We start from the raw sequence: 24,888 nt of genomic DNA on the forward strand, positions 1-24,888 counted from the left end.
ACCACCCCGCTCAGCCGGCGGCCGGCACCCGGTACCCGGCGCCCACCACCGTCTCGATCACGCCGGGGTCGCCGAGCTTCTTGCGCAACGTCATCACCGTGACCCGCACGGTGGTGGTGAACGGGTCGGCGTTCTCGTCCCACACGCGTTCCAGCAGCTCCTCGCTGCTCACCACGGCACCGCCTGCGCCGAGGAGCACCTCGAGCACCCCGAACTCCTTGCGGGTGAGTTCGACGGCCCGGTTCGCCCGGTGCACGGTGCGCCGGGCCGGGTCGAGGGCCACATCACCCGCGGTGAGCAGCGGCGGCACAGCCGGGGTGGCGCGGCGGGCGAGCGCGCGGCAGCGGGCCACCAGCTCGGGGAAGTCGAACGGCTTCGCGAGGTAGTCGTCGGCTCCGCGGGAGAGGCCGTCGACCTTGTCCGCGAGGGTGCCGCTGGCCGTCAGCATCAGGACGCGGGTGGTGGCGCCGGAGGCCACGATCTCGGCGCACAGCCGGTCGCCGCTCATCCCGGGCAGGTCCCGGTCGAGCACCACGACGTCGTAGCGCGTGATGAGCGCCTTCTCGTGCCCCGTGTCGCCGTCGTAGGCGACGTCGACCGCCATGCCCTCACGGCGGAGCCCCCGGGCGACCGCGTCGGCGAGCGCCCGCTCATCCTCGACGACCAGCAGGCGCATCAGCGCGGATCCTCCGACGCGGCCGGATCCCCGGAAGCCTGCGCCTCTTCCGACACCCGGGCACCGGACAGTGCGGCCGCCCACTCCGTGACCCGCCGCGCCACGTCCTGCGCGGTGAGCCCGGCGGTGGCGAGCACGTCGGCCCGGCTGCCGTGGTCGAGGAACCGCTGCGGGATCGCCAGGTCGCGCAGCGGGACGTCGCACTCATAGGAGCGCAGCAGGTCCGCGAGCGCCGAGCCGAACCCGCCGTGGCGGCCGCAGTCGGTGACGGTGACGACGAGCCGGTGGGCACGGGCGAGGTCGGCGAGCACCTCGGGCACCGGCAGCACCCAGCGCGGGTCGACCACGGTGACCGCAACACCCTGCTGCGCGAGCCGCTCCGCTGCGGCGACGCCGAGCGCACCGAAGGCCCCGGCGCAGACGAGGAGCACCGATGCGTCCTCGGCCGGCTCATGCAGCACGTCCACGCCGCCGACGCGCCGCAAGGCAGGGACGGACTCGACCACGGAACCCTTGGGGAACCGGATCGCCGTCGGCCCGTCGTCGACCTCGACGGCCTCGGCCAGCTCCTCCCGCAGCGTGCCGGCGTCGCGGGGTGCGGCGACCCGCATCCCGGGCACCATGCCCAGCAGCGACAGGTCCCACATGCCGTTGTGCGACGGCCCGTCGTTGCCGGTGACGCCCGCGCGGTCCAGCACGAGCGTGACGCCCTTGCGGTGCAGCGCGACGTCCATCAGGAGTTGGTCGAAGGCCCGGTTGAGGAACGTGGAGTACAGGGCGACGACCGGGTGCAGCCCGCCGAGCGCGAGCCCGGCCGCGGACGTCAGCGCGTGCTGCTCGGCGATGCCCACGTCGATGCAGCGCTCCGGGAACGCCTTCGAGAACGGCACGAGCCCGGTGGGCCCGAGCATCGCCGCGGTGATCGCGACGATGTCGGATCGGCGCGCCCCGAGCGCCACCATCTCCTCGGCGAACACGCTGGTCCAGCTCACCGACGGCGGCCCCGTCGGCAGGCCCGTCTCCGGGTCGAACGCGGCAGGGCTGTGCATCTGCTCGGCCTCGTCGTTCTCTGCAGGCGGGTAGCCCCGGCCCTTCTGCGTCACCGCGTGCACGATCACGGGGCCACCGAAGTGGCGGGCGCGCCGCAGCGCGGACTCCATGGCCTCGATGTCGTGGCCGTCGACCGGGCCGAAGTACTTGAGGCCGAGGTCGGAGAAGAGCTCCTGCGGGCTGAGCGCGTCCTTCAGGCCCGCCTTCACGGCGTGCACCGCAGCGTAGAGGGTGCTGCCGACGACCGGCGTGCTCGACAGCGCCTGCTTGCCCGCCTCCAGCACCCGCTCGTAGCCCGGCTGCAGCCGGAGTGTGGCGAGCCGGTCGGCGAGGCCGCCGATCGTCGGGGCGTAGGAGCGCCCGTTGTCGTTGACGACGATGACGACATTGCGGTCCTTGCCGGCGGCGATGTTGTTGAGCGCCTCCCAGGCCATGCCGCCGGTGAGCGCGCCGTCGCCGATCACCGCGACGACGTGACGCTGCTGCCCCGTGAGCTCGTAGGCGCGCGCGACGCCGTCGGCCCACGAGAGCGATGTGGACGCGTGGCTGTTCTCCACGTGGTCGTGGTCGCTCTCGGCGCGGCACGGGTACCCGGAGAGCCCGCCGGTCTTCTTGAGCTGGTCCCAGCCGTCCTGCCGCCCGGTGATCATCTTGTGGACGTAGGCCTGGTGCCCGGTGTCCCAGATCAGGGTGTCGCGCGGCGAGTCGAACACGCGGTGCAGCGCGATGGTCAGCTCGACGACGCCGAGGTTGGGGCCGAGGTGCCCGCCGGTGCGGGACACCGACGTCACCAGCTCGCGGCGGATCTCAGCGGCGAGCGACGGGAGCTGGTCGGCCTCGAGCCGTTTGAGGTCTGCCGGGCCACGGATGGATCGCAACACGGTCACCCGGGTCAGCTTAGGCGACGCCGCAAAGCGGGAGCCGTCGCCGCATCGGGTGGGGGTCAGCTGGCCTGGCGCGGGGCCGGGATGTCGGGGATCGGGAGCCCGCCCGCCGCGACCCGCACGACGTTGCGCCCGTCGCGTTTGGCCGCGTAAAGCGCGACGTCGGCGGCCTTCATCACCTGCTCCAAAGTGGTCCCGTCGCCGGGCACTGCCGCGGCCCCCACCGAGACCGTGACACCGGTGATGGTGAGGCCTCCGTCGGGCGTTCGGACGGCCACGTCGAGCGCGGCGACCCGCTTGCGGACGCGCTCGGCCACCTCGTACATCTGGCCCTGGCCAGCGGCCCCGTTGGCCAGGTCCGGCAGCAGGACGACGAACTCCTCGCCGCCGAACCGGCCCACGATGTCGGGCTCGCGCACCCCGGCCCGCAGCTCCGCGGCCACCGCAGCGAGCACGACGTCGCCCGCGAGATGGCCGTAGGCGTCGTTGACCATCTTGAAGTGGTCGAGGTCCAGGATGAGCACGGCCGCCGACCCGCCGGAGCGGTGCAGGCGGCGGACCGTCCGAGACGCCTCGGTCTGCCACGCCGCCGCGTTCAGCAGCCCGGTCTTCGAGTCGGTGCTCGCCTCCTCCTCCAGCTGGCGCACCAGGACGGCCCGGTGGAGCACGAGGATGGGCGGCAGCACGAGCGCGACCAGGCCCGGTGTGGAGCCCAGCGCTACGGCGGCGAGCGCGCCCATGCAGATCGTGGCGACCTCGAGCGCGTTGTCGTCCCAGCGGCCGATGAGGTCGCGGCTGGCGGGCCGGTCGCGGGTGAAGGCGATCGCGGCGGCCACGAGCACGGTGTTGACCAGGACGTACAGGAGCACTGCCAGCCCGACCCCGACGACGCCGATGACGTCCTCGGGCCCGCTGGGCAGCCCGCCGGCTGCCTGGACGACGCCGCGCGCCACGCCGGCGGCGAGCAACACCGTGGCTGTGGTGTAGACGTGCCGGTAGAGCGGCACCCGGGCCGGGCGCCACACCCGCTGCCACAGGTGCAGGTAGACGACGCCGATCACAGCGGCAGCGAGCAGCGGCGGTAGAAGCAGCGCGGCCGCGAACGTCCACACCGAGCTGAGATCGAAGTAGGACGTCTCCGCGGCGCGGCGCCTGGCCCGCTCGATACCGGTGGCCAGCTCTGTGTGCACGACGCTCAGGGTGGCGAGGAAAGCGGCGAGCCCGACGTCCGGCAGCGTCGGGACGGACGCCCTGGCGACGACGAGTGCCATGGCGCCGGCCTCGACGGCCAGGACGACGGTGACGACCTTGGCGGGGAGCTTCCACAGCGCCCAACCGCGGGCGTCCGGCGAGGACGGATCATCCACGAGCGTTTCCTCCATCTCAGCGACGGACTTCCCGCGGCGGATCGGTGTTACTTGACGAGGCTAGTGAGGCCTGCTGGACGTGTCAGGAGGAGCGAGATCCCTCATGGGGGTGGACCTCCGGATGGCGCAGTCACCGACAGTAGTGACCGCTGAGAGTCCCGTCGTTCAGCCCGCGGCGGCGGGCGGAAGGCCGGACGAGGTCGGCGACGGCGACGGCAGCGCCCTGCCGAGCCGAACCAGGTTGCGCCCCGCCCGTTTGGCCGAGTAGAGCGCGGTGTCGGCGACCTGCAGCACCGATCGGAGCTCGGCGTCGTCCGTGGGTGAGACGGCGCCGCCGATCGACACGCTGAGGCCGCTGACCGTGAGCGGGCCGTCCGGCGTGGGGATCTCGACGCGAAGCGCGGCCACCCGGTGCCGGATGCGCTCCGCGACGGCCTCGAGCTCGCCCGCTCCCCTCTCGCCCAGCTCATCGAGCAGCACCACGAACTCCTCGCCGCCGAACCGGCCGACCAGGTCGCGCTCACGCACCTCGGTGCGCAGGGTGTCCGCCACCGCGGCCAGGACGTGGTCGCCCGCGATGTGTCCGTGGGTGTCGTTGACGAGCTTGAAGTGGTCGAGGTCCAGCACCAGCACGCCGCACGGAGCGCCCCGGCGCACAGACTTCCGCAGTGCCCGCTCGGCCTGCACCATCCACGCAGCCGCGTTCAGAAGACCGGTCTTCCCATCGGTGCTCGCGGCTTCCTCGAGGTGGCGCACGAGCACGGCCCGGTGCAGCACGAGCAGCGGTGGGAGGACGAACAGCACCAGGAGCGGGTTGACCGAGAGCGCGACGGCTGTGAGCGCCCCGAGCGAGAGCGTCGCGATCTCCAGCATGTTGTCGTCCCACCGGCCGAGTGCCGTGGAGAGATCCGGTTGGGCGCTGCTCATGGCGATCGCGCCGGCGACCAGCGCGCTGTTGACCGTGGTGTAGACGAGCAGCGCCAGCCCGACGGACAGCAGGTTGATCCCCCCGCCGCCGATGTCGGCGGCCATCACGGCGGAGACGGCGAGGCAGGCGAGGACGATCGTGGCGGTGCTGAAGACGTGCCGGTAGACCGCGACCCGCGGGCGCCACGACCGCCACCACAGGTGCGTGAACACGACCACCGCGACCACCGCGGCGAGCGCGGGCGGGAGCAGGAGCGCCGCGGCGAACGTCCAGACCGAGCTCAGGTCGACGTGCGCGGTGACGGAGACGCGGCGCCGCACACGCTCAACCCGGACGGCGATCTCCGTGTGCAGGAGCCCGAATCCGCACAACATCGTGGCGAGGAGCGCCGCGGAAGGATCGATATTCGCTCCGCGAAGGCTCACGGCCACAAGAGCGACAGTGGTGAGCTCGACGAGCAGCACCGGAAGCATCAACCGGGGCGGAGTGCGCCAAATGGCCCAATGGCGCAGCCGCCAAACGGACGCTTGGGGTGCCCCCGCATCCTCGCTCGAATCGCTAGGCATTCGCACTCTCACTCGTCCGCTGGCGCGGCACGTGAGGATAGTGGACACCCGCCCCAGGTGTCACGTGATCGGACGTACCGCGAGAACACCGAAGGACACGCAACAACCCTCTGCTCGCCGCGCCTGGCGGGCGGGCGGGGAGAGGAGGTCGCCCGCGTCTCGGCCGCGCAGCCAGCGGCGCATCCCCCAGCATCGCCCGTGCGGCCGCCACTCCTGCGGGTCGGGAGACGTGTGGAAAATGTGACGAGAGTCGCGCTGGATCCGTTGCCGCAGTACAGCCCCGGATGCGGCCGGCGCGCCGTTCGCGCCGTTCCGACCGGATCGGCACCCATCGTGCGCGGATCGTAACTGAAACAAATGATCGCACGTTGTCGACGGTACTCACCGACCGAGGCGAAGCAGTTGCACTGCGCCACCAAGTCGTAGATCAGGGGGGACAACCGTGCGCAACAAGAGCTGGTGACGCAATGCGGACAATTCCGGATACCCCGCGGAAAGGACGAGCAGGTGCGCAACAAGAGCTGGTGACCGACCTCTACAGACCCCGAACACACCTCAGAAAGGTCGCCCCGGTGCGCAACAAGAGCTGGTGAACCACCCCCCACCCCCGACCACACCCCGCGGAAGGACGCCCCATGCGCAACAAGAGCTGGTGAACCACCCCCCAGCCCACCCCCGACCTCGCTGACGGAAGGACGCCCGTGCGCAACAAGAGCTGGTGACCGACCTCCACAGACCCCGAACACACCTCAGAAAGGTCGCCTCGGTGCGCAACAAGAGCTGGTGAACCACCCCCCACCCCCGACCACACACCCCACGGAAGGACGCCCCATGCGCAACAAGAGCTGGTGAACCGCGGGATCAACCGCGCGAGGGCGCTCCCACCGAGGCCCCGACAGAGGCTCCCCGGTTGGCCCGGTGCCACGCGAGGGCACCACAGAGCGACATCGAAGCGCCGGCCGCGCCGGCGACCGCGATGGCGGTGGCGGGGTCCCAGAGGTCGGCCAGCAGGCCACCGACCAGGACCGCGACACCTTGGGCCGCGACGATTCCGGACGCCGCGACGCCGATGGCGCGCCCACGGCTGCCGTCAGGCGTCGCCCGGACGAAGCTCGCCTGCGTCTGGAGGAGGTAGGCGGTGGCCAGCGCCCCCGACAACGCCCACAGGACGACGGTGAGCGCCACCCCGGGGTGGAACAGCGAGACCAGCAGCGGCAGACCTGCGGCCGCCGCGAGCAGGCCGACGAGCCGTGCCCTGGTCTCGGCCGGGACGTAGCGGACGAACAGCCACGCGCCCAGCACGCTGCCGAGCGGGTCGGCTGCCATGAGCAGCCCGACGACGGCGGGCCCCGCGCCGAGCTGGTCGGCGTAGGGCGCGGCAAGCGCCTCCGGCACGACGTACCAGCCGACGAGCCAGGCGAGCGCGACGAGCGCGCGGCGCCGGGGGTCGGCGGCGATCTCGGCGAACCCGGCGACCGCCCCCCGGAGGCCGCCGACCGAGGCTGAGTGGGACTCCTGGCCGGACTCCTGGCTGCCGTCGGATCGTCCCGGCCGCGGCCGGTCAGCCACCCCCGCGCGCACGAGCACGGCCGAAAGGGCGAACGTGACGGCGTTGGCGAGCAGCGCGACCGACGGCGTGAGCGCCGCGACGAGCAGGCCACCGCTGGCGAACCCGGCCAGCTGGGCGGACTGGGTCGTGATCTGGCGGACGGCGAGGCCGCGCTCGTACAGCTCGCCGCGCAGGATCACCGGCAGGAGGGCGCCCTGAGCCGCGGTGTGCGGCGCACCGAGCAACACGACGGTGACCAGCAGCCCGCAGAGGGCCCACAACGGCATCTGCGGTATCGCCATCAGCGCGACCAGCGCCGCCCGCAGCAGGTCGGAAGTGATCATGACCTCGCGGCGGCGGTAGCTGTCGGCGAGTCCTGCGAGCAGCACACCGCCGAGCAGCGCCGGTAGGAACGTCAGGGCGTAGGTGAACGCCGCCCACGCCGCCGACCCGGTGCGCCCGTACACCAGCACCGCAAGTGCGACGCGCGCCAACTGGTCGCCCGCAACCGAGAAGAGCTCGGCTGTCCAGACGACCCTGAACTCTCGGACGCGGAAGACCGCGCCCAGCCCGCTATCCGTCATCGGGTGGATTCCCCCTCGACCCGAACCGCCTCACCTGCCCGTTGCACTCAGGGTAGGAAAACGTGCGCGCCGAGTCATCAAAACGGAAGGATCGTGCCCGAAGGGGTCCGGGCAACCGCCGCCGTCGCGCACTGTCACCGCGGTTCCGGTAGTTCGCCGGCCACGTCGGTCAACGGGGTCACAGCGAGGCCGTGCGCCGCGGCGACCTCGGGCTGCACCACCCGCCCTGCGGCCACGTTGACGCCGGCCGCCAGCACCGGGTCGTCCTCGACGGCGCCGGCGACGCCACGGTCCGCGAGGGCGATCACGTAGGGCAGTGTCACGTTCGTCAGGGCGCGCGTGGAGGTGTTGGGGACCGCGCCGGGCATGTTCGCCACGCAGTAGAAGGTCGACTCGTGCACGCGGAACACCGGGTCGCCGTGGGTGGTGGGCCGCGAGTCGGCGAAGCAGCCGCCCTGGTCGACGGCGATGTCGACCAGCACGGAGCCCGGGCGCATGCGAGCCACCAGCTCGTTGGACACGAGTTTGGGCGCCTTCGCTCCGGGCACGAGCACGGCGCCGACCACGAGGTCGGCCCACAGGCACGCCCGCTCCACCTCATAGGCGTTGCTCATGATCGTCTGCAGGTGGCCGCGGTAGGTGAAGTCGATCTGGCGCAGCCGGTTGATGTTCGTGTCCAGCACGACCACCTCGGCCTGCAGGCCGAGCGCGATCGTCGCGGCGTTCATGCCGGAGACGCCCGCGCCGAGCACGGCGACCTTGCCTGCGGGCACACCGGAGACGCCGCCGAGCAGCACCCCGCGCCCGCCCGCCGTGCGCTGCAGGTAGTGCGCCCCGACCTGCGGCGCCATCCGGCCGGCCACCTCGCTCATCGGGGCGAGCAGCGGGAGCGAGCCGTCGGGCAGCCGGACGGTCTCGTACGCGATCGCGGTGGCGCCCGACGTCACGAGCGCGTCAGTGCACTCCTTCGACGCCGCGAGGTGCAGGTAGGTGAACAGCACCTGGTCGGCGCGGAGACGGTGGTACTCCGACGCCACCGGCTCCTTCACCTTCAGCACGAGCCCGGCGCCGCCCCACACCTCGTCGGCGTCCGCGCTGATCTGCGCCCCGGCCGCCACGAAATCCTCGTTGGGGATGCCCGCGCCCGCACCGGCGTCATGCTCGAGGAGCACGCCGTGGCCGCGGGCGGTGAGCTCCCGGACCCCTGCTGGGGTGATCGCCACGCGGTACTCGTGGTTCTTCACCTCGCGGGGAACGCCCACAATCATCCGACGATCGTGCCCTACCCGGATCCGGCCGTCATGGTGAGCAGGTCCCCCACGTGGGCGATCTCGTTGACCGTTCGGACGAGACGGCGCCCGTCGCGCGCGGCGATGATCCTGGTGATGCCCGCGTAGTCCAGGGGGAAGGTGAGTGGCCGCGGCAGGCCGAGCAGGTGCGCGAGCCACGTGTTCACCACTCCGGCGTGTGCCACGACGACCGCCGCCTCGCGGCCCTCGTGCGCGGCGATGATCCCCTCGAAAGCAGCGTCCACCCGCGCGGTGAACGCGGGCACGTCGACGTGCTCGGGCAGCAGCCCGGCGAGCATCCGCTCCCAGGCGCCCGGATCGAGCCTGGCCATCTCGTGCACGGGGACGTAGTGCGCGGCGTCGGCGTCGTACTCGCGCAGGTCGTGGACGATCACCGGGTCGCGGCCCAGCGCCGCGGCCAGCGGCGCCGCCGTGCCCCGGGCCCTGGCCAGCGGGCTGGCGTAGAGCCCGGCCACGTCCTCCCCGGCGAGAGCGCCGACGAGCCGCTCCGCCTGCCGGTCCCCCAGCTCGGTCAGCGGCGGGTCGGCGGGCCCGCCCGGGCGATCGGCCGCCGCGGCGTCGGAGGCGTGGATGCGCTCGGGCAGCGCGTGCCGGACGAGGATCAGCTGCATCTCACTCCCTGCTCGACGACGCCTGTCCAGGCTCTGCACACACATACGCAACAGGCCGGCCAGGACGTCGAGGGACGCGTATCTGTGTGCAGAGCCTGGGCGCGGCCGACGGTCAGGGAGCCACCCGGGTCAGTCCGGAACGTGCTCGCCGTGCCCGGCTGCCCGGAGGGCCCCGCGCAGCTTCTCCATGTGCGCGTCCTGCTCGGCGGGGTCCACCGATCGGGCGGCTTTCGAGAAATCGAAGTCGGCCATCTCCCACGCCGGGAAGACGTGCAGGTGCAGGTGGGGCACCTCGAAACCGACAACCACCAGCCCCGCCCGCGGCGCCTGCCACGCGTCGCGCTGGGCGGCGCCGATGGCCTGCGACACGGCCGTGACGTGGGCGAGCAGGTCGGGCTCGGCGTCGACCCAGTGGTCGACCTCATGCCGCGGCACGACGAGAGTGTGGCCCGGGGTGAGCGGGTTGATCGACAGGAACCCGACCGCCCGGTCGTCGGACCAGACGAACCGGCCGGGCAGCTCGCCCTTGATGATCTTCGTGAAGACGGTGCTCATCAGGACGGACCTTATCTGCCGCCCTAGGGTGGGCAGCATGCCCCGCACGATCGCGACAAACACGAAGGTCGAACTCGAGGAGCTGCTCGACTTCGTCCGGCCCCGACACCACATGATCCTCCTGACCCCACGCGCGGACGGCGGTATGCAGGGCTCGCCTGTCACCGCGGGTGTCGACCCGGAGGGCCGGATCGTCATCTCGACCTATCCGGAACGGGCCAAGGCCGCCAACGTCGCGAAGCGCGGGAAGGCGTCGGTGATCGTGCTCTCCGACGACTTCGGCGGCGCGTGGGTGCAGGTCGACGGCGACGCCGAGCTGCTCACCCTGCCCGACGCGCTCGAACCTCTCGTCGAATACTTCCGGTGCATCTCGGGCGAGCACCCGGACTGGGAGGAGTACCGGCAGGCGATGACCACCCAGGGAAAGGCCCTCATCCGGATCACGCCAACCCGGTGGAGCCCGATCGCGACCGGTGGTTTCCCCGCCCGGCTGGCGTGACGCCGCGCCGCGTCCGGCGGACCGGCCGGGTACCCCGGTAACCTTCCTGGGCGGACCGGTGCAGTTCCGCGCAGAAGGAACGAAAGCGCACGGCCGCGGCCGGACTGCGATTCACGAACGACCGGAGGACCTTTATGCGGCCGTGGCCGGGGCACGCCTACCCCCTGGGCGCCACCTACGACGGCTCGGGCACCAACTTCGCGCTCTTCTCCGAGGTCGCGGACAAGGTGGAGCTGTGCCTGTTCGACGCCGAGGGCAACGAGGAGCGGCACGCGCTCAACGAGGTCGACGGGTCGGTATGGCACGGCTACCTGCCCAACGTCGAGCCGGGGCAACGCTACGGGTACCGGGTGCACGGCTCGTTCGACCCCGCCAACGGGCTGCGCTGCAACCCCGCGAAGCTCCTGATCGACCCCTACGCCAAGGCCCTCGAGGGCCCGGTGGAATGGGACGAGGCCGTCTTCGGCTATCCCTTCGACGACCCGACCGGCCGCAACGACGCCGATTCGGCCCCGTTCGTGCCGAAGTCCGTGGTGGTCAACCCGTTCTTCGACTGGGGCTCCGACCGCGCCCCGCGCATCCCGTACCACGAGAGCGTGATCTACGAGGCGCACGTCAAGGGCCTGACGATCGCGCACCCGGACATCCCGGAGAACCTGCGTGGCACCTACACCGGTCTCGCACACCCGGTGATGATCGACCACCTCAAGACGGTCGGGGTAACAGCCGTGGAGCTCATGCCGGTGCACGAGTTTCTCAACGACCACCACCTGCAGGAGAAGGGCCTCTCCAACTACTGGGGCTACAACACCATCGCCTACCTGGCCCCGCACCACGCCTACGCGATGTCGTCGCCGCGCGCGGGCAACCAGGTGCCGGAGTTCAAGGCGATGGTCCGCGACCTGCACGACGCGGACATCGAGGTGATCCTCGACGTGGTCTACAACCACACCGCAGAGGGCAACCACATGGGCCCCACGCTCTCGCAGCGCGGCATCGACAACGCCGCCTACTACCGCCTCGTCGAGGACGACCCGCGGTACTACATGGACTACACCGGCACCGGCAACTCGCTCAACGTGCGCAATCCGCACACCCTGCAGCTGATCATGGACTCACTGCGGTACTGGGTCACCGAGATGCACGTCGACGGGTTCCGGTTCGACCTCGCGTCCACCCTCGCGCGCGAGTTCTACGACGTCGACCGGCTGTCGGTGTTCTTCGACCTCGTGCAGCAGGACCCGGTGATCAGCCAGGTGAAGCTGATCGCCGAGCCGTGGGACGTCGGGCCGGGTGGCTACCAGGTGGGCAACTTCCCGCCCCTGTGGACGGAGTGGAACGGCAAGTACCGCGACACCGTCCGCGACTTCTGGCGCGGCGAGGCCGGCACGATCGGTGAGTTCGCCTCCCGCCTCACCGGAAGCTCCGACCTCTACAAGGACGACGGCCGCCGCCCGTACGCCTCGATCAACTTCGTCACGGCGCACGACGGCTTCACCCTCGCCGACCTCGTCGCCTACAACGCGAAGCACAACGAGGCCAACGGCGAGGACGGCAACGACGGCGAGAGCCACAACCGCTCCTGGAACTGCGGCGTGGAAGGGCCCACCGACGACGAGACCGTGCTCGCGCTGCGGGCCCGCCAGCAGCGCAACTTCATCAGCACGCTGCTGCTCTCCCAGGGTGTGCCGATGCTGCTGCACGGCGACGAGATCGGGCGGACCCAGCGCGGCAACAACAACGTCTACTGCCAGGACAGCGACATCGCCTGGGTGGATTGGTCGCTCGCCACGAAGAACGCGCCGCTGCTCCACTTCACCGCGGGCGTCACCGCGCTGCGCCACGCCCACCCGGTGTTCCGGCGCAGGCGGTTCTTCGAGGGCCGCCCGATCGCGCGCAGCCGCCGCGGCCCGAACCTGCCCGACATCGCCTGGTTCACCCCTGCGGGTGACGAGATGACCGAGCAGGACTGGGACTCCGGGTTCGGCAAGTGCGTCACGGTCTTCCTGAACGGCGACGGCATCACCGAGGCCGACACCCGCGGCGAGCGCGTCACCGACGACTCGTTCCTGCTCTGCCTCAACGCCCACTACGAGGACATCGACGTCACGCTGCCCGATCCCGAGTACGGGTCGCGGTGGGCGGTGGTGGTCGACACCGCGGCGGGTGAGGTGACCACGCTGTCCACGGTGCCCGGCGTAGTGGCCGCCACGCCGCCGACCCACAAGGCCGCCGCGGTGCTGCCCGTGCCCGCCCGCTCGCTGCTGGTGCTGCAGCGCACGGAGAACACGGGCTCGTGAGTCGCCCGGCCGCCCCGTCGGTGCCCTCAGGCACCTACCGCATCCAGTTCTCGAAGGACACCACGTTCGCCGACGCGGTCGAACTCCTGCCCTACCTCGACGCGCTGGGCGTCGGAGCGCTCTACGCGTCGCCGCTGCTCGAGTCGGGTGCCGGGTCGAACCACGGCTACGACGTGGTCGACCCCACCCGCACCTCGGGCGAGCGCGGGGGCGAGGAGGGCCGCAGGGCGCTCGTGGCCGCGGTCCACGAGCGCGGCCTCGGGTTCGTGCTGGACATCGTGCCCAACCATGTCGGCGTCGACGTGCCACAGGCCAACCCGTGGTGGTGGGACGTGCTCGCCCACGGCCGCTCGTCGCAGTACGCGTCGTACTTCGACATCGACTGGGATGCAGTCCCGGTACTGCTGCCGATCCTCGACGAGAACGTCGAGAAGGCGCTCTCGGAGCTGACGCTCTCCGACGACCGCACGCAGCTGCGGTACTACGAGCGCGCCTTCCCCGTCGCGCCCGGCACCGGGAACACCGGCACGCCGCAGGAGGTGCACGAGCGCCAGCACTACCGGCTGGTCTCGTGGAAGCGCGGCGCGGCCGAGCTGACCTACCGCCGCTTTTTCGACGTGTCCACGCTCGCCGCCCTGCGCGTGGAGGACCCCGAGGTGTTCGCGGCCACCCACCGCGAGATCCTGCGCTGGGTCGAGGCGGGCGAGGTGGACGGCATCCGCGTCGACCACCCGGACGGCCTCTCCGACCCGGGTGCGTACATGCGCAGGCTCCGGGCGGCGATCGGTCCGGACCGCTGGCTACTGGTGGAGAAGATCCTCGGCGTCGGCGAGGCGCTCCCCCCGTCGTGGCCGGTCAACGGCACGTCCGGGTACGAGGCGCTGCGTGAGGTCCAGGGGGTGCTCGTCGACCCCGCCGGGGCCGGGCTGCTCACCCAGTTCGCCGCCGAGCACACGGGCCGCAAGGAGTCGCTGCACGCCGCGGAGCACGCCGCGCGGCGCGAGGTGACCGACACGATCCTGGCGGCCGAGGTGCGGCGCATCGCCGAGGCTTGCTTGTCAGAGCCGAGCATCAGGGCCGCACTAGTACCCGTGCCGGATGCGGCACCGTCCACGGAGGATGAGCCCGGGCCAGCCGCCGACCGGGTGCGCACGGCCGTCGCGGAGCTGCTCTGCGGGTTCCCGGTCTACCGCAGCTACCTCCCCGAGGGGCGTTCGGCGCTCGACACGGCCGTGTCCGTGGCTCGCACGCACCGCCCCGACCTCACCGACGTGCTGCAGCGGATCCGCTCCGCCATGCTGGCCGACCCGCAGGGCACTCTCGCCACCCGCGTGCAGCAGACGTCCGGCATGGTCATGGCCAAGGGCGTCGAGGACACCACGTTCTACCGGTGGAACCGCTTCGTCGCGCTCAACGAGGTGGGCGGCGACCCGTCCCGGTTCGGGGTCTCCCCCGCCGAGTTCCACGCGGCGCTCGCCGCGCGTGAGGCGTCCTGGCCGGACACCATGACCACCCTCTCCACCCACGACACCAAGCGCTCCGAGGACGTCCGCGCCCGGCTGACGGTGCTGGCCGAGATCCCCGGCGAGTGGACCGATCTGATGCGCCGGTGGGCGGCGGCGCACCCGCTGCCCGACCGGTCGCTCGAGCTGCTGGCCTGGCAGAACCTCGTCGGGGCGTGGCCGATCTCAGCCGAGCGGTTCGCCGGCTACCTGACGAAGGCGGCCCGGGAGGCCAAGCTCGTGACCAGCCACGTCGAGGCCGTCCCCGAGGTGGACGAGGCGATCGCCGAGTGGCCGGCGCAGGTGCTCGCCGACGCGGAGACCGTCGCGGAGATCGAGGAGTTCGTCGCGCGCATCTCCGGGCCCGGCAGGTCGAACTCGCTGGGGCAGAAGCTCCTGCAGATCGCCGGCCCTGGTGTGCCCGACGTCTACCAGGGCACCGAGCTGTTCGAGTACTCGCTGGTCGACCCGGACAACCGGCGCCCGGTGGACTGGGCCGCCCGGCGCGACATGCTCACCCGCCTCGACGAGGGCTGGCTGCCGGACGTCGACGCGGAAGGCGCCGCGAAACTGCTGGTCACGATGAGCGCGCTGCGGCTGCGCCGGTTCCGCCCCGAGGTGTTCACCGGCTACCGGCCGCTGCCCGCCGAAGGTCCCGCGGCCGAGCACGCCGTGGCGTTCGCGCGGTCGGCGTCGCTGGTGGCGGTCGCCACGAGGCTGCCGGTCGGTCTCGAGGCGCGCGGCGGCTGGGGCGACACCGTGCTCCCGCTGCCGGAGGGCACCACCGACTGGCACGACGTGATCAGCGGGGCTCCCGTCGACGGCAGCGCCCCGCGGCTGGCGACGGTGCTGGAGCGCTACCCCGTCGCGCTGCTCGTCCGCCCCGCCTAGTACTCCTAACCTAGGAGCGGCATGCTCGTTGGCACGCCGGAGGTCGGCCGTGAGCTGATCTCCGTTACCGAGGACGTCACACCGTCCGGCGCGGCGAGGCCGGCGGCTTCCCGGCAGGATCAGGCGTCGTGACCGAATTCTCCGTGTGGGCGCCGCAGCACGATCGCGTCCGGGTGCTGGTCAACGGCACGCCGCACCTCATGTCCCCGGATGCGGGGGGCTGGTGGCGCGCGAGCGTCGAGGACGCCGGCCCCGGAACCGCCTACGCCTTCCTGCTCGGCGACGACGAGACCCCGCTACCCGACCCGCGCTCGCGCCGGCAACCCACCGGCGTGCACGGCGCGTCCCAGGTCTACGACGACAGCGCGTTCTTCTGGACCGACCAGTCGTGGACCGGCAGGCAGCTGCCCGGGAACGTGCTCTACGAGCTGCACATCGGCACCTTCACCCCCGACGGCACGTTCGACTCGGCGATCGAGCGGCTCGACCACCTCGCCGACCTGGGCGTCGACCTGGTCGAGGTGCTGCCCGTGAACGCGGTGGACGGGCCGCGGAACTGGGGCTACGACGGCGTCGGCTGGTACGCCGTCACCGAGAACTACGGCGGCCCGGACGCGTTCAAACGGTTCGTCGACGCCTGCCACGCCCGCGGCCTCGGGGTGGTGCTCGACGTCGTGCACAACCACGTGGGTCCCTCAGGCGCCTACCTGGACCGGTTCGGGCCCTACTTCGCCGGCGGCAACATCTGGGGTCCCTCCCTGAACCTCGACGGGGCGCACTCGGAGCACGTCCGCCGGTACGCGATCGACAACGCCCTGATGTGGCTGCGCGACTTCCACGTCGACGCACTGCGGCTCGACGCCGTCCACGCGCTGCGCGACTCCCGCGCCACGCACCTGCTGGCGCAGATGTCCGTCGATGTCGAATCCCTGTCGACGCACCTGGGCCGGCCGCTCTCGCTGATCGCGGAGTCCGATCTCAACGACGCCCGGCTCGTCACCGCGCGCGAGGCGGGGGGCTACGGGCTGCACGCCCAGTGGGCCGACGACATCCACCACAGCCTGCACGCGGTGCTCACCGGGGAATCGCAGGGCTACTACGCCGACTTCGCCACGGCCGGGCTCGCCGGGCTCGCCCACGTGTTCACCCGGGTGTTCCTACACGAGGGCACCTGGTCGAGCTTCCGGCAGCGCATGCACGGGGCGCCCGTGGACACCCGGCGCATCCCCGGGCACCGCTACCTCGCCTACCTGCAGAACCACGACCAGATCGGCAACCGCGCCACCGGCGACCGGCTCACCGAGACCCTCTCCCCCGGCCTGCTGGCCTGCGGCGCAGCGCTCGTGTTCTGCTCGCCGTTCACCCCGATGCTGTTCATGGGTGAGGAATGGGGCGCGCGCACCCCGTGGCAGTTCTTCTCCCACTTCCCCGACCCGGCCCTGCGGGAGGCCGTCCGCGCGGGCCGGACGGCGGAGTTCGCCGAACACGGCTGGGGCGACGCCGAGGTGCCCGACCCGAACGCCGAGAGCACGTTCCTCGACTCGAAGCTCGACTGGAGTGAGCCGTCGGACGAGCCGCACGCCACGTTGCTGCGGGTGCACCGCGAGCTGATCGCGCTGCGCAAGGCGTGGCCGGAGCTGTCCAACCCCTGGTTGGACGAGGTGGACGTCGACGTCGACGAGGCCGCGCGCACGGTGGTGCTGCACCGCGGCGGATTGCGAGTGGTGTGCAACCTCGGCGCCGAGCCCGTCACGCTCGCTCTCGGGGCTCCGATCGGCCGCATCCTGCTGGCTTCGGAGCCGGCGGCGGGTGAGGACGACGCGCTCGCCCTGCTGCCGGAGTCGTTCGCGGTGGTGCAACTCGCAGCGACGGTGGGGTGACGACTCGGCGATCCGTAGTCCGAGGGGCGGCAACTCGTTCGACAACAACCTCGCGGGCGCGATGCCGGCCGGCATCCCGTTCAACCCGCACGCCTGACGGACCGCTCTGCGGCGGGCGCCGCCTCCTCGTGGGTGGCGCCCGCACGCTGGACAAGACACCGCCGTCGCGCAAAGGGCGGTCAGAGCAGGCCGAGCGCCTTCACCGCGTCGCGCTCCTCGATCAGCTCCGCGACGCTGGCGTCGATCTTGCCGCGGGAGAACTCGTCGATCCCCAGGCCCTGGACGATCTCCCACGAGCCGTTCCGCGACACCACCGGGAAGCTCGAGATGATGCCCTCGGCCACGCCGTAGGAGCCGTCCGAGACGAGCGCGGCCGACGTCCAGTCGCCCTCAGGCGTGCCGTTGACCCAGTCGAAGACGTGGTCGATCGCGGCGTTGGCCGCCGATGCCGCCGACGACGCGCCGCGGGCCTCGATGATCGCCGCGCCGCGCTTGGCGACCGTCGGGATGAACTCGTCGCGCAGCCAGCCCTCGTCCACCTGGTCGGCGGCGATCTTGCCGCCCACCTCGGCGTGGAAGAGGTCGGGGTACTGGGTGGCGGAGTGGTTGCCCCAGATCGTCATCTTCGTGATCTCGGTGACCGGCACCGACAGCTTCTTGGAGAGCTGGGCGATGGCGCGGTTGTGGTCGAGGCGGGTCATGGCCGTGAACCGCTCGGCCGGCACGTCCGGGGCGGCGGCCTGCGCGATGAGGGCGTTCGTGTTGGCCGGGTTGCCCACCACGAGCACCCGCACGTCGTCGGCGGCGTTGTCGTTGATCGCCTTGCCCTGCGGCGCGAAGATCCCGCCGTTGGCCTCGAGCAGGTCGCCGCGCTCCATGCCCTTCGCGCGGGGGCGGGCGCCGACGAGCAGGCCGACGTTCGTGCCGGTGAAGGCCACGTTCACGTTGTCGGTGATGTCGATGCTCTGCAGCAGCGGGAACGCGCAGTCGTCGAGCTCCATCGCAGTGCCCTCTGCGGCCTTCACCGCCTGCGGGATCTCCAGGAGGCGCAGACGGACCGGGGTGTCCGGCCCGAGCAGCTGCCCGGAGGCGATCCGGAACAGCAGCGCGTAGCCGATCTGGCCGGCAGCTCCGGTGACAGTGACGGTGACAGGGGGGTTGGTCGACGCAGACACGCTGGCAGGCTAGCCCCCGTTTCGGACTCCCGCCGCGACGGGGACCACGTGTGCGGTGCGATTTCGGAGTGGGGTTCCCCACGCCGGATCGTCGACTTCCGGTGTACGCCGCGCCCGTCGAAGGTGGACGTGGCGAAGGTCCGATCCGCCCTACGCTGCCCGCTATGTCCACCTCAGCCCCTGTCGACCCAGGGGCCACTCCGACCGCCGCCCGTGCACTCGCACCCGACATCGCGCGGGGCGGCATGCTGCTGCTCATCGCGCTGGCCAACGTCCACGTCTACAACTGGGGCCACCCGATCGGACCCCGCGGGTACCCCCTGAACATCGACAGCGTCGACCGGTGGGTCGCGCTCCTTCAGATGCTGCTCGTCGACGGGCGCGCGTACCCGCTCTTCGCGCTGCTGTTCGGCTACGGGATCGTCCAGCTCGCGTGGCGCCGTGGCGACGTCGGGATGCCGACAGGCGCGGTGACCCGACTGGTCCGGCGCCGCGGGGCATGGTTGATCGCGATCGGCGCCGCGCACGGCGTGCTGCTCTGGCCCGGCGACATCGTCGGGGCCTACGGGCTGCTCGCGGTACTCATGGCCGGGCTGCTGGTGCGCGGTGACGATCGCACCCTGCTCAGGGTGGCCATCGGCGGGACGCTGCTCACAACGCTGATCTACGCGGGCACCGCCTTCGCGCCGTCGGACGCCGAGACGTTCCTGCCCTCGATGGCCATCGAGGAGCCCGCCGCCGCGCTCGTGGTCCATGCGTTCGAATGGGTCATCATCGGGTTCCTCCTGCAGGTGATCGGCGTGTTCGGGGCGGTGGCGCTCGGAGCATGGGCGGCGCGGCGCAGGCTCCTCGACGAACCGGAACGGCACCGGCCGCTGCTCGGCCGGGCCGCTGTCCTGGGTATCGGCGCCGCGGTGCTGCTCGGACTGCCGATGGCGCTGATGGCCGCAGGCATGTGGACCTTGCCGCCAGGCGGGCTGGCCGCGCTCGCCGCGTCGCTGCACACCCTGGGCGGCTTCGCGGGCGGGGTCGGGTACGCGGCGCTGTTCGGGCTGCTCGCGATCCGGATCACCCGCCGCGGCCGTCCCGGACCCGTTGCCGGCGCCCTGCAAGCCTGTGGGCAGCGGTCGCTGTCGTGCTACCTGGCCCAGTCGGTCGCGTTCGTGGCACTGCTCCCGGCGTGGACGCTCGGCCTCGGCGAGGACGCGCACCTGTGGCAGACCGCCCTCGTCGGGATCGGCACATGGCTGGTGATCCTCGTCGTGGCGGCTGTGTCCGCTCGGGCGGGCATCCGCGGTCCGGCCGAGGTGCTGCTGCGCCGCCTGACCTACGGGCCCCGCCCCGTCAGCGCGTCAGCCGGCGCGGCGCCGTGAGCTGATCACGCCGGTGTCGAATCCCGCGATGTGCAGGCCGCCGTGGAAGCGGGCGTGCTCGACCTTGAGACAGCGGTCCATCACGACCTCCAGGCCGGCGGCCTCGGCGCGGCGCGCGACGCCCTCGTCGAAGAGGCCGAACTGCAGCCAGAAGGTGCGCACCCCGTCGAGTGCGAGGACCTCGTCGAGCACTGCGGGGAGGTCCTCGCGGCGGCGGAACACGTCGACGAGGTCGGGCACGAGGGGCAGGTCCGCCAGCGTCTTGTACACCGGGCGGCCCAGGATCTCCGTGGCGTTCGGGTTGACGAAGTACACGTCGTAGTCGGTGCTCGCGAGCAGGTACGTGGCCACGAAGTTGCTGGCTCGCGCCGCGTTGGGCGAGGCGCCGACCACGGCGACGGTGCGGGTGGTGCGCAGGATCTGCTGGCGCCGAGTTGCGGGCGGGTTCTCCCAGGTCGGCTTCACGTGGGTCACGACTCCTCCTTCGCGGCGGCGGCGAGCGCCTGGTCGAGATCCCACAGGATGTCCTCGGGGTCTTCCAGCCCGACGCTGATGCGGACGAGGTCCGGCGGCACGCCGGCGGCACGCAGCTGGGCGTCGGTGAGCTGCTGATGGGTGGTGGATCCGGGATGGATCACGAGCGTGCGGGCGTCGCCGACGTTGGCGAGGTGGCTGCAGAGCTGCACCGACTCGATGAACCGCTGCCCCGCGGCGCGCCCGCCCCGGACGCCGAACGAGAAGACCGCGCCCGGCCCGAGCGGCAGGTAGCGCGCCGCCCGGTCGTGGTGCGGGTGGCCGGGTAGCCCCGCCCACCGCACGAACGACACCCGCGGGTCCGCGTGGAGCCACTCCGCGACCTCCCGCGCATTCGCCATGTGCGCCTCCATCCGCTGCGGCAGTGTCTCCACGCCCTGTATCAGGAGGAACGCGCTGTGCGGCGACAACGATGCCCCGATGTCGCGCAACTGCTCGGCGCGGAGCTTGGTGAGGAAACCGAACTCCTGGAAGTTGCCCCACCAGCTCAGGCCGCCGTAGGAGGGCACGGGCTCGGTCATCAGCGGGAAGTTGCCGTTGCCCCAGTCGAAGCGCCCCGACTCGATCACCACCCCGCCCAGTGTGGTGCCGTGGCCGCCGAGGAACTTCGTGGCGGAGTGGATCACGATGTCGGCGCCGTGCTCGATCGGCCGGCACAGGTACGGCGTCGCGAGCGTGGCGTCGACGACCAGCGGGAGCCCGGCGGCGTGGGCGACGTCGGCGAGCGCGGCGATGTCCGCGACCTCCCCGCCCGGGTTCGAGACGACCTCCGTGAACAGCAGCTTCGTGCGCGGGGTGATCGCCGCGGCGAACGCATCGGCCTCGCTGCCCGGGACGAACGTCGTGTCGACGCCGAACCGGCGCAGCGTCACGTCCAGCTGAGTGATCGTGCCACCGTAGAGACCGGCAGCCGCCACGATGTGGTCACCCGCCCCGGCGAGACACGCGAACGTCAGGAACTCGGCCGCCTGCCCGCTGGACGTCGCTACCGCGCCGAGCCCGCCCTCCAGGCTCGCCAGACGTTCCTCCAGGACGGCGACCGTCGGGTTCGCGATCCGGCTGTAGATCAGCCCGTACTTCTGCAGCGCGAAGAGGCTGGCGGCGTCAGTGGTGTCCTCGAAGACGAAGCTCGTGGACTGATGGATCGGCACGGCCCGCGCGCCCGTGGCAGCGTCCGGCACGTGCCCGGCGTGCACCGCGCGCGTGCGGAAGCCCCATCTCCGGTCCTGGTCGGTCATGTCCATATCCTGCCTCGCGCCGGTCGTGCAAGCGCTGTGCGCTCAGCGACGGCGGGGCGGCACGTCGTCGGGGGTGATCACCGACCCGGGGAACCAGCGGTCGTCGGCGAAGGCATCGGTGTCGTCGATCAGGTAGTCGGGCCTGCGGTGCTCCTGTTCTTGGGCGCTCCCTGCGAGGCCCGCGGCCATCGGCGGGTAGAGCCCCGCGGGCCCCGGGAGGGCGGCACCACCGCGCGACACCCCGCTCCGCGGCGGGGGCTCGGACGCGACCGGCGGCTCGCCGGGAGCGCGGGCTCCCGGCGCAGGGCGCTCGGGCGTGCTCGCGACGACGTCACGCCAGCCCGGGGCGGGCGCCGGGCGCGGCGGCGGGCCCGGGATCACGGGCCGGACCGCAGCCGCCTCCCCCTCACCCCGGCGACGGCTCGGGGTCACGGCTTCGGTCGGCGGGAGAACAGGCGGGATGGCGCTGCGTGCTCCGCCCGCCGTGCCTGGCGCGGGGAGAGTCGCCGGCGGTAGGCCCGCACCGCCGATGGGGGTTCCGCCGGCCCTACCCGTCGCTCCGGCTCCGGGACCGGGAGCGGCAACAGGTGGAGGGGCGGCCACCGGGACACCTCCGGCGTTTCCGGCGGGCGGGGCATCCGCGGCAGGGCCCACCACCACCGACGCCCCAGGGCCGGGGGCGGCAGGCGCACCCGCGGCCGCGACCTCCACCGGCCCCGAATCACCGGGCGCGAACCCACCGCCCGCCCCGGCCCCTACGCCGGTTGGCGCGGGTGGGGCCGCGGTCTCGACGGTGACCTGCGGCGGGAGCGTCCAGTAGTCCATGTGGCGGCGGTTCTCGAAGGAGTTGTTCGTATAGGTGTTCATGAGGTCGACGGCGCGGGCGGCCCGGTTGGCCTCCTCCTGCTCAGCAGCCTGCAGATCCTCCATGCTCCCCATCGACTCGTTGGTGATCGTGTCGAGGAACGCCCAGGCCTTGGTGTCGGGGCCGGGCGGCTCCGGGATGGTGTTGCGGAGCTCCTGCGCCTGCTCGGCCTGGGTCGTCACGGCGCGCGCAGTGATGCCGGCGTCGTTGGCCGCATCGGACGCCCATTGCGCAAGCGGTGACAAAGCCGTCCGTGCGGCGTCGGCGGCGCCGCCCTCCCACCCGCTCGCGGAACCGTTCATGGCGGCCGTGATGCGTTCATCGATTCGCAGGATGAGCGCCTGCACTTCGGCCCACGACGACTCGGCCGCGACGGATGCCGCCCGCCCGGGCCCGGTATGCACGACTCGGTAGATCTCCTCGTGGGAGTAGCCCTCCCACCTGATGCCGGTCACACCCGCCCCCAGAGCGCAGTGTTGTCGCCCTCGGTACGGCGGTAGTGGTCTTCCAGCAGCTGGAGGTTGTCGCGGATCTTGATCAGCTCGGCCTCGTACGCGACAAGGGCGGCGTATGGCCCAGCAGGAGCGTCCATGACAGTGCTGTTGTAGTGAGCCTGGACGTTTGCGCTGATGGGATCGCCCAGCCACGCGTCCGGCACGTATCCGTCCCTGCCGAGCCGAACGAGATGAGGCCTCAGCTCGGCGAGGGCATCGTCGAATGCCGCTCGGACCGACGGGAGCGCACTCGGCTCGAGACGGAGCACCACTGGCAGATGCTGGCCGGGCATCGACACTCCTCCTCGTATGGGCGGATGTACAACATTAGGCCCGATTTCGCGGCTCACCTGATCGTTCGCCCGGATCGTTTGCAATTGCGAATGTCACGGCATCTCAGCGGCTGGCCAGCAGCGTCTGTACGACTGCGTTCGCCGCACCTTCAGCATCGCGGCAAAGCTGATCCTGCGGAATGGGGGGACGACGTCCACCGTCCCTGAACTGGATGTCGAGCAGCTGTCCAGGCGCGACTTCCACAACCACCGTGCAGTAGTCCGTGAACCGCGTGGGAACCGCCACGACCGCAGGGAACCCCAACACGCTTGTGGGCCGCAGTTCCGCGGCGAGCCCACCCGACGTGAACACATCCATCCCCGCGGACGTCACCACGCTGACTCCAACCGTGATCGCCCGCGGGACGTTCCCGCCGATCACGCAGGCGGGCACTTCCGGCCCGGGGTACAGCGCAGACGGACTCAGATCGAAGACCGGTCGTGCGTCCAGCCCCAACTCCGCCCGCTGCGCCTCCGTCAACAGCGAACACGGATCCACCCCGTTGATCGGCACGTCCCGCGGCCGCGGCGGAAGCGCCAGCCCGGTCGGCTCCGCCGCCGACGGCTCCCCCGGCGACGGCTCACCTTCCACCGAGCATCCCCCGAGCAGCACCGCCACACACGCCAGCAGCACGCTGACCACCCGACTCACGCGCCGACCGTAGCGGTTCGGCGCCTGTCTGTGGTCAGTTCCGGCGAACCCGCACGAGGCCTTCCTGCACGGTGGTGGCGACGAGTCGCCCGTCGCGTGCGGTGAACCGGCCGGTCGCGAGCCCGCGCGAGCCGGACGCCGTGGGCGAGTGACAGGTGTAGAGCAGCCACTCGTCGGCGCGGAAGGGGCGGTGGAACCACATGGCGTGGTCGAGGCTCGCCATCTGCACCTTGTCCAAATCGAGGTCGTGGCGGGCGAGCACGGAGCCGAGGAGGGTCATGTCGCTGGCGTAGGTCAGCAGGCAGACGTGCAGGAGGCGGTCGTCGGGGAGGGCGCCGTCGGCCCGCATCCACACCCGCACCGGGTCGTCGGAGGCACCGGTCCGCTCCGAGGACCAGACCGGTTCGTCGACGAAGCGCATGTCGATGGGTCTCGGCGTGCGTGCCGGCCAGCCGGCGTGACGACCCGCGGCGACGCGGTCGCCGATGCTGGGCAGGGTCTCCGGCGGCGGGACGTCCGACGGGCCGGCGGCGCTGTGTTCGAGGCCCTCCTGCGGCAGCTGGAAGGACGCCGAGAGGGAGAAGATCGCCTCGCCGTGCTGGATCGCGAGCACCCGGCGGGTGGTGAACGAGCGGCCGTCACGGACGCGTTCGGCCTCGTAGACGATCGGGACGCGGGGATCGCCGGGACGGATGAAGTAGGCGTGCAGGGAGTGGACCTCGCGGTCGGACGGGACGGTTCGGCCGGCGGCGACCAGGGCCTGCCCCGCCACCTGGCCGCCGAACACGCGGGTCGGGCTCTGCGGCGGGCTCACCCCGCGGAAGAGGTTGACCTCGAGCTGTTCCAGGTCGAGCAGCTGCACGAGCCCGTCGAGCACCGCCTGGCCACGGGGCAGTCCGTCGGCGGCGAACTCGGGGACGGGCGCAGCGGACGAACGGGTCACCGCCGCATCTTGTCATCCGGCTGCACCGGGCATCCGGTCACGCCTCGAGCGCCAGGACCCGCCGCTGCTCGACCTGCGCCGCGAGGCGCAGGTCGAGCAGACAGGGCCCAGTCGGACGGGCCCAGCCTGC

The 24,888-nt window shown here is 71.9% G+C and carries 20 protein-coding genes; 5 read left to right on the forward strand and 15 right to left on the reverse strand.

The genetic code is table 11. The annotated features are described in order from the left end of the window. Window positions 1-10 precede the first annotated feature (10 nt). The 8 genes from ABD143_RS27285 to ABD143_RS27320 all read right to left on the reverse strand — a co-directional run bounded on the left by ABD143_RS27285 (window position 11) and on the right by ABD143_RS27320 (window position 10,080). Window positions 11-676, reverse strand: coding sequence for a response regulator transcription factor (locus ABD143_RS27285; RefSeq protein ID WP_343984274.1), 666 nt, complete (start codon window positions 674-676; stop codon window positions 11-13). After that, window positions 676-2,613 carry a 1-deoxy-D-xylulose-5-phosphate synthase gene (gene dxs / locus ABD143_RS27290; RefSeq protein ID WP_343984276.1) on the reverse strand — a complete coding sequence of 646 codons (1,938 nt, stop codon included), beginning with the start codon at window positions 2,611-2,613 and terminating at the stop codon, window positions 676-678. The genes ABD143_RS27285 and dxs overlap by 1 nt, the downstream gene beginning before the upstream one ends. 56 nt (window positions 2,614-2,669) lie before the next feature. Beyond that, window positions 2,670-3,977, reverse strand: a complete 1,308-nt coding sequence (locus tag ABD143_RS27295) for a GGDEF domain-containing protein (protein ID WP_343984278.1) — start codon at window positions 3,975-3,977, stop codon at window positions 2,670-2,672. A 165-nt stretch (window positions 3,978-4,142) separates the two neighbouring features. Further along, on the reverse strand, window positions 4,143-5,378 hold the full coding sequence (locus tag ABD143_RS27300; RefSeq protein ID WP_343984280.1) for a GGDEF domain-containing protein: 1,236 nt from the start codon (window positions 5,376-5,378) through the stop codon (window positions 4,143-4,145). 954 nt (window positions 5,379-6,332) lie between these two features. Further along, window positions 6,333-7,604: an MFS transporter gene (locus tag ABD143_RS27305; protein ID WP_343984282.1), complete on the reverse strand. Its 1,272-nt coding sequence runs from the start codon at window positions 7,602-7,604 to the stop codon at window positions 6,333-6,335. 134 nt (window positions 7,605-7,738) lie between these two features. Continuing rightward, complete coding sequence (gene ald / locus ABD143_RS27310) at window positions 7,739-8,872, reverse strand: alanine dehydrogenase (RefSeq protein WP_343984284.1); 1,134 nt, start codon at window positions 8,870-8,872, stop codon at window positions 7,739-7,741. Window positions 8,873-8,886: 14 nt separating this feature from the next. Next, window positions 8,887-9,525, reverse strand: coding sequence for a histidine phosphatase family protein (locus ABD143_RS27315; RefSeq protein WP_343984286.1), 639 nt, complete (start codon window positions 9,523-9,525; stop codon window positions 8,887-8,889). A gap of 129 nt (window positions 9,526-9,654) precedes the next feature. Further along, entirely contained in the window at window positions 9,655-10,080 is a 426-nt protein-coding gene (locus ABD143_RS27320) for an HIT family protein (RefSeq protein ID WP_343984288.1), read from the reverse strand. Between the two features lie 37 nt (window positions 10,081-10,117). On the opposite strand from ABD143_RS27320, the gene ABD143_RS27325 reads away from it, so the two are divergent. The 4 genes from ABD143_RS27325 (at window position 10,118) to treZ (ending at window position 17,152) form a co-directional block, all read left to right on the forward strand. Continuing rightward, window positions 10,118-10,579, forward strand: coding sequence for a PPOX class F420-dependent oxidoreductase (locus ABD143_RS27325; RefSeq protein WP_343984289.1), 462 nt, complete (start codon window positions 10,118-10,120; stop codon window positions 10,577-10,579). A gap of 134 nt (window positions 10,580-10,713) precedes the next feature. After that, complete coding sequence (glgX, locus tag ABD143_RS27330) at window positions 10,714-12,879, forward strand: glycogen debranching protein GlgX (protein WP_343984291.1); 2,166 nt, start codon at window positions 10,714-10,716, stop codon at window positions 12,877-12,879. Continuing rightward, window positions 12,876-15,272 carry a malto-oligosyltrehalose synthase gene (gene treY / locus ABD143_RS27335; RefSeq protein ID WP_343984293.1) on the forward strand — a complete coding sequence of 799 codons (2,397 nt, stop codon included), beginning with the start codon at window positions 12,876-12,878 and terminating at the stop codon, window positions 15,270-15,272. The genes glgX and treY overlap by 4 nt, the downstream gene beginning before the upstream one ends. Before the next feature lie 128 nt (window positions 15,273-15,400). Then, entirely contained in the window at window positions 15,401-17,152 is a 1,752-nt protein-coding gene (treZ, locus tag ABD143_RS27340; protein ID WP_343984295.1) for a malto-oligosyltrehalose trehalohydrolase, read from the forward strand. 179 nt (window positions 17,153-17,331) lie between these two features. Here the strand turns inward: treZ and ABD143_RS27345 are convergent, their stop codons facing one another. Then, window positions 17,332-18,327, reverse strand: a complete 996-nt coding sequence (locus ABD143_RS27345; RefSeq protein ID WP_343984297.1) for a malate dehydrogenase — start codon at window positions 18,325-18,327, stop codon at window positions 17,332-17,334. Window positions 18,328-18,491: 164 nt separating this feature from the next. Between ABD143_RS27345 and ABD143_RS27350 the strand changes: the two genes are divergently transcribed. Next, entirely contained in the window at window positions 18,492-19,700 is a 1,209-nt protein-coding gene (locus tag ABD143_RS27350; RefSeq protein ID WP_343984299.1) for a DUF418 domain-containing protein, read from the forward strand. Here ABD143_RS27350 and ABD143_RS27355 read toward each other — a convergent pair. The 6 genes from ABD143_RS27355 to ABD143_RS27380 all read right to left on the reverse strand — a co-directional run bounded on the left by ABD143_RS27355 (window position 19,680) and on the right by ABD143_RS27380 (window position 24,758). Continuing rightward, on the reverse strand, window positions 19,680-20,174 hold the full coding sequence (locus tag ABD143_RS27355; RefSeq protein ID WP_343984301.1) for a CoA-binding protein: 495 nt from the start codon (window positions 20,172-20,174) through the stop codon (window positions 19,680-19,682). The two genes, ABD143_RS27350 and ABD143_RS27355, sit on opposite strands and share 21 nt — an antisense overlap. Further along, the gene (locus ABD143_RS27360; protein WP_343984303.1) at window positions 20,171-21,472 is read right to left on the reverse strand and encodes an O-acetylhomoserine aminocarboxypropyltransferase/cysteine synthase family protein; all 1,302 of its coding nucleotides are present in this window, start codon (window positions 21,470-21,472) and stop codon (window positions 20,171-20,173) included. The genes ABD143_RS27355 and ABD143_RS27360 overlap by 4 nt, the downstream gene beginning before the upstream one ends. Window positions 21,473-21,514: 42 nt before the next feature. Further along, a complete protein-coding gene (locus ABD143_RS27365; RefSeq protein WP_343984305.1) occupies window positions 21,515-22,792 on the reverse strand; it encodes a PPE domain-containing protein in 1,278 nt (425 codons plus the stop codon). Continuing rightward, window positions 22,789-23,124: a hypothetical protein gene (locus ABD143_RS27370; RefSeq protein ID WP_343984306.1), complete on the reverse strand. Its 336-nt coding sequence runs from the start codon at window positions 23,122-23,124 to the stop codon at window positions 22,789-22,791. Before ABD143_RS27370 ends, ABD143_RS27365 begins: the two co-directional genes overlap by 4 nt. A 103-nt stretch (window positions 23,125-23,227) precedes the next feature. Further along, the gene (locus tag ABD143_RS27375; RefSeq protein ID WP_343984307.1) at window positions 23,228-23,782 is read right to left on the reverse strand and encodes a DUF3558 domain-containing protein; all 555 of its coding nucleotides are present in this window, start codon (window positions 23,780-23,782) and stop codon (window positions 23,228-23,230) included. Window positions 23,783-23,849: 67 nt separating this feature from the next. After that, window positions 23,850-24,758, reverse strand: coding sequence for an acyl-CoA thioesterase (locus tag ABD143_RS27380; RefSeq protein ID WP_343984308.1), 909 nt, complete (start codon window positions 24,756-24,758; stop codon window positions 23,850-23,852). Window positions 24,759-24,888: the final 130 nt, after the last annotated feature.

The sequence above is a fragment of the Pseudonocardia aurantiaca genome, assembly GCF_039526725.1.
GTDB lineage: Bacteria > Actinomycetota > Actinomycetes > Mycobacteriales > Pseudonocardiaceae > Pseudonocardia > Pseudonocardia aurantiaca.

Coding starts and splice junctions, on each gene's coding strand:
- glgX (WP_343984291.1), top strand. CDS start 10,714: ATGCGGCCGTGGCCGGGGCACGCCTACCCCCTGGGCGCCACCTACGAC.
- ABD143_RS27360 (WP_343984303.1), bottom strand. CDS start 21,472: ATGACCGACCAGGACCGGAGATGGGGCTTCCGCACGCGCGCGGTGCAC.
- ald (WP_343984284.1), bottom strand. CDS start 8,872: ATGATTGTGGGCGTTCCCCGCGAGGTGAAGAACCACGAGTACCGCGTG.
- ABD143_RS27320 (WP_343984288.1), bottom strand. CDS start 10,080: ATGAGCACCGTCTTCACGAAGATCATCAAGGGCGAGCTGCCCGGCCGG.
- ABD143_RS27315 (WP_343984286.1), bottom strand. CDS start 9,525: ATGCAGCTGATCCTCGTCCGGCACGCGCTGCCCGAGCGCATCCACGCC.
- ABD143_RS27370 (WP_343984306.1), bottom strand. CDS start 23,124: ATGCCCGGCCAGCATCTGCCAGTGGTGCTCCGTCTCGAGCCGAGTGCG.
- ABD143_RS27305 (WP_343984282.1), bottom strand. CDS start 7,604: ATGACGGATAGCGGGCTGGGCGCGGTCTTCCGCGTCCGAGAGTTCAGG.
- ABD143_RS27300 (WP_343984280.1), bottom strand. CDS start 5,378: ATGCTTCCGGTGCTGCTCGTCGAGCTCACCACTGTCGCTCTTGTGGCC.
- ABD143_RS27325 (WP_343984289.1), top strand. CDS start 10,118: ATGCCCCGCACGATCGCGACAAACACGAAGGTCGAACTCGAGGAGCTG.
- ABD143_RS27285 (WP_343984274.1), bottom strand. CDS start 676: ATGCGCCTGCTGGTCGTCGAGGATGAGCGGGCGCTCGCCGACGCGGTC.
- ABD143_RS27350 (WP_343984299.1), top strand. CDS start 18,492: ATGTCCACCTCAGCCCCTGTCGACCCAGGGGCCACTCCGACCGCCGCC.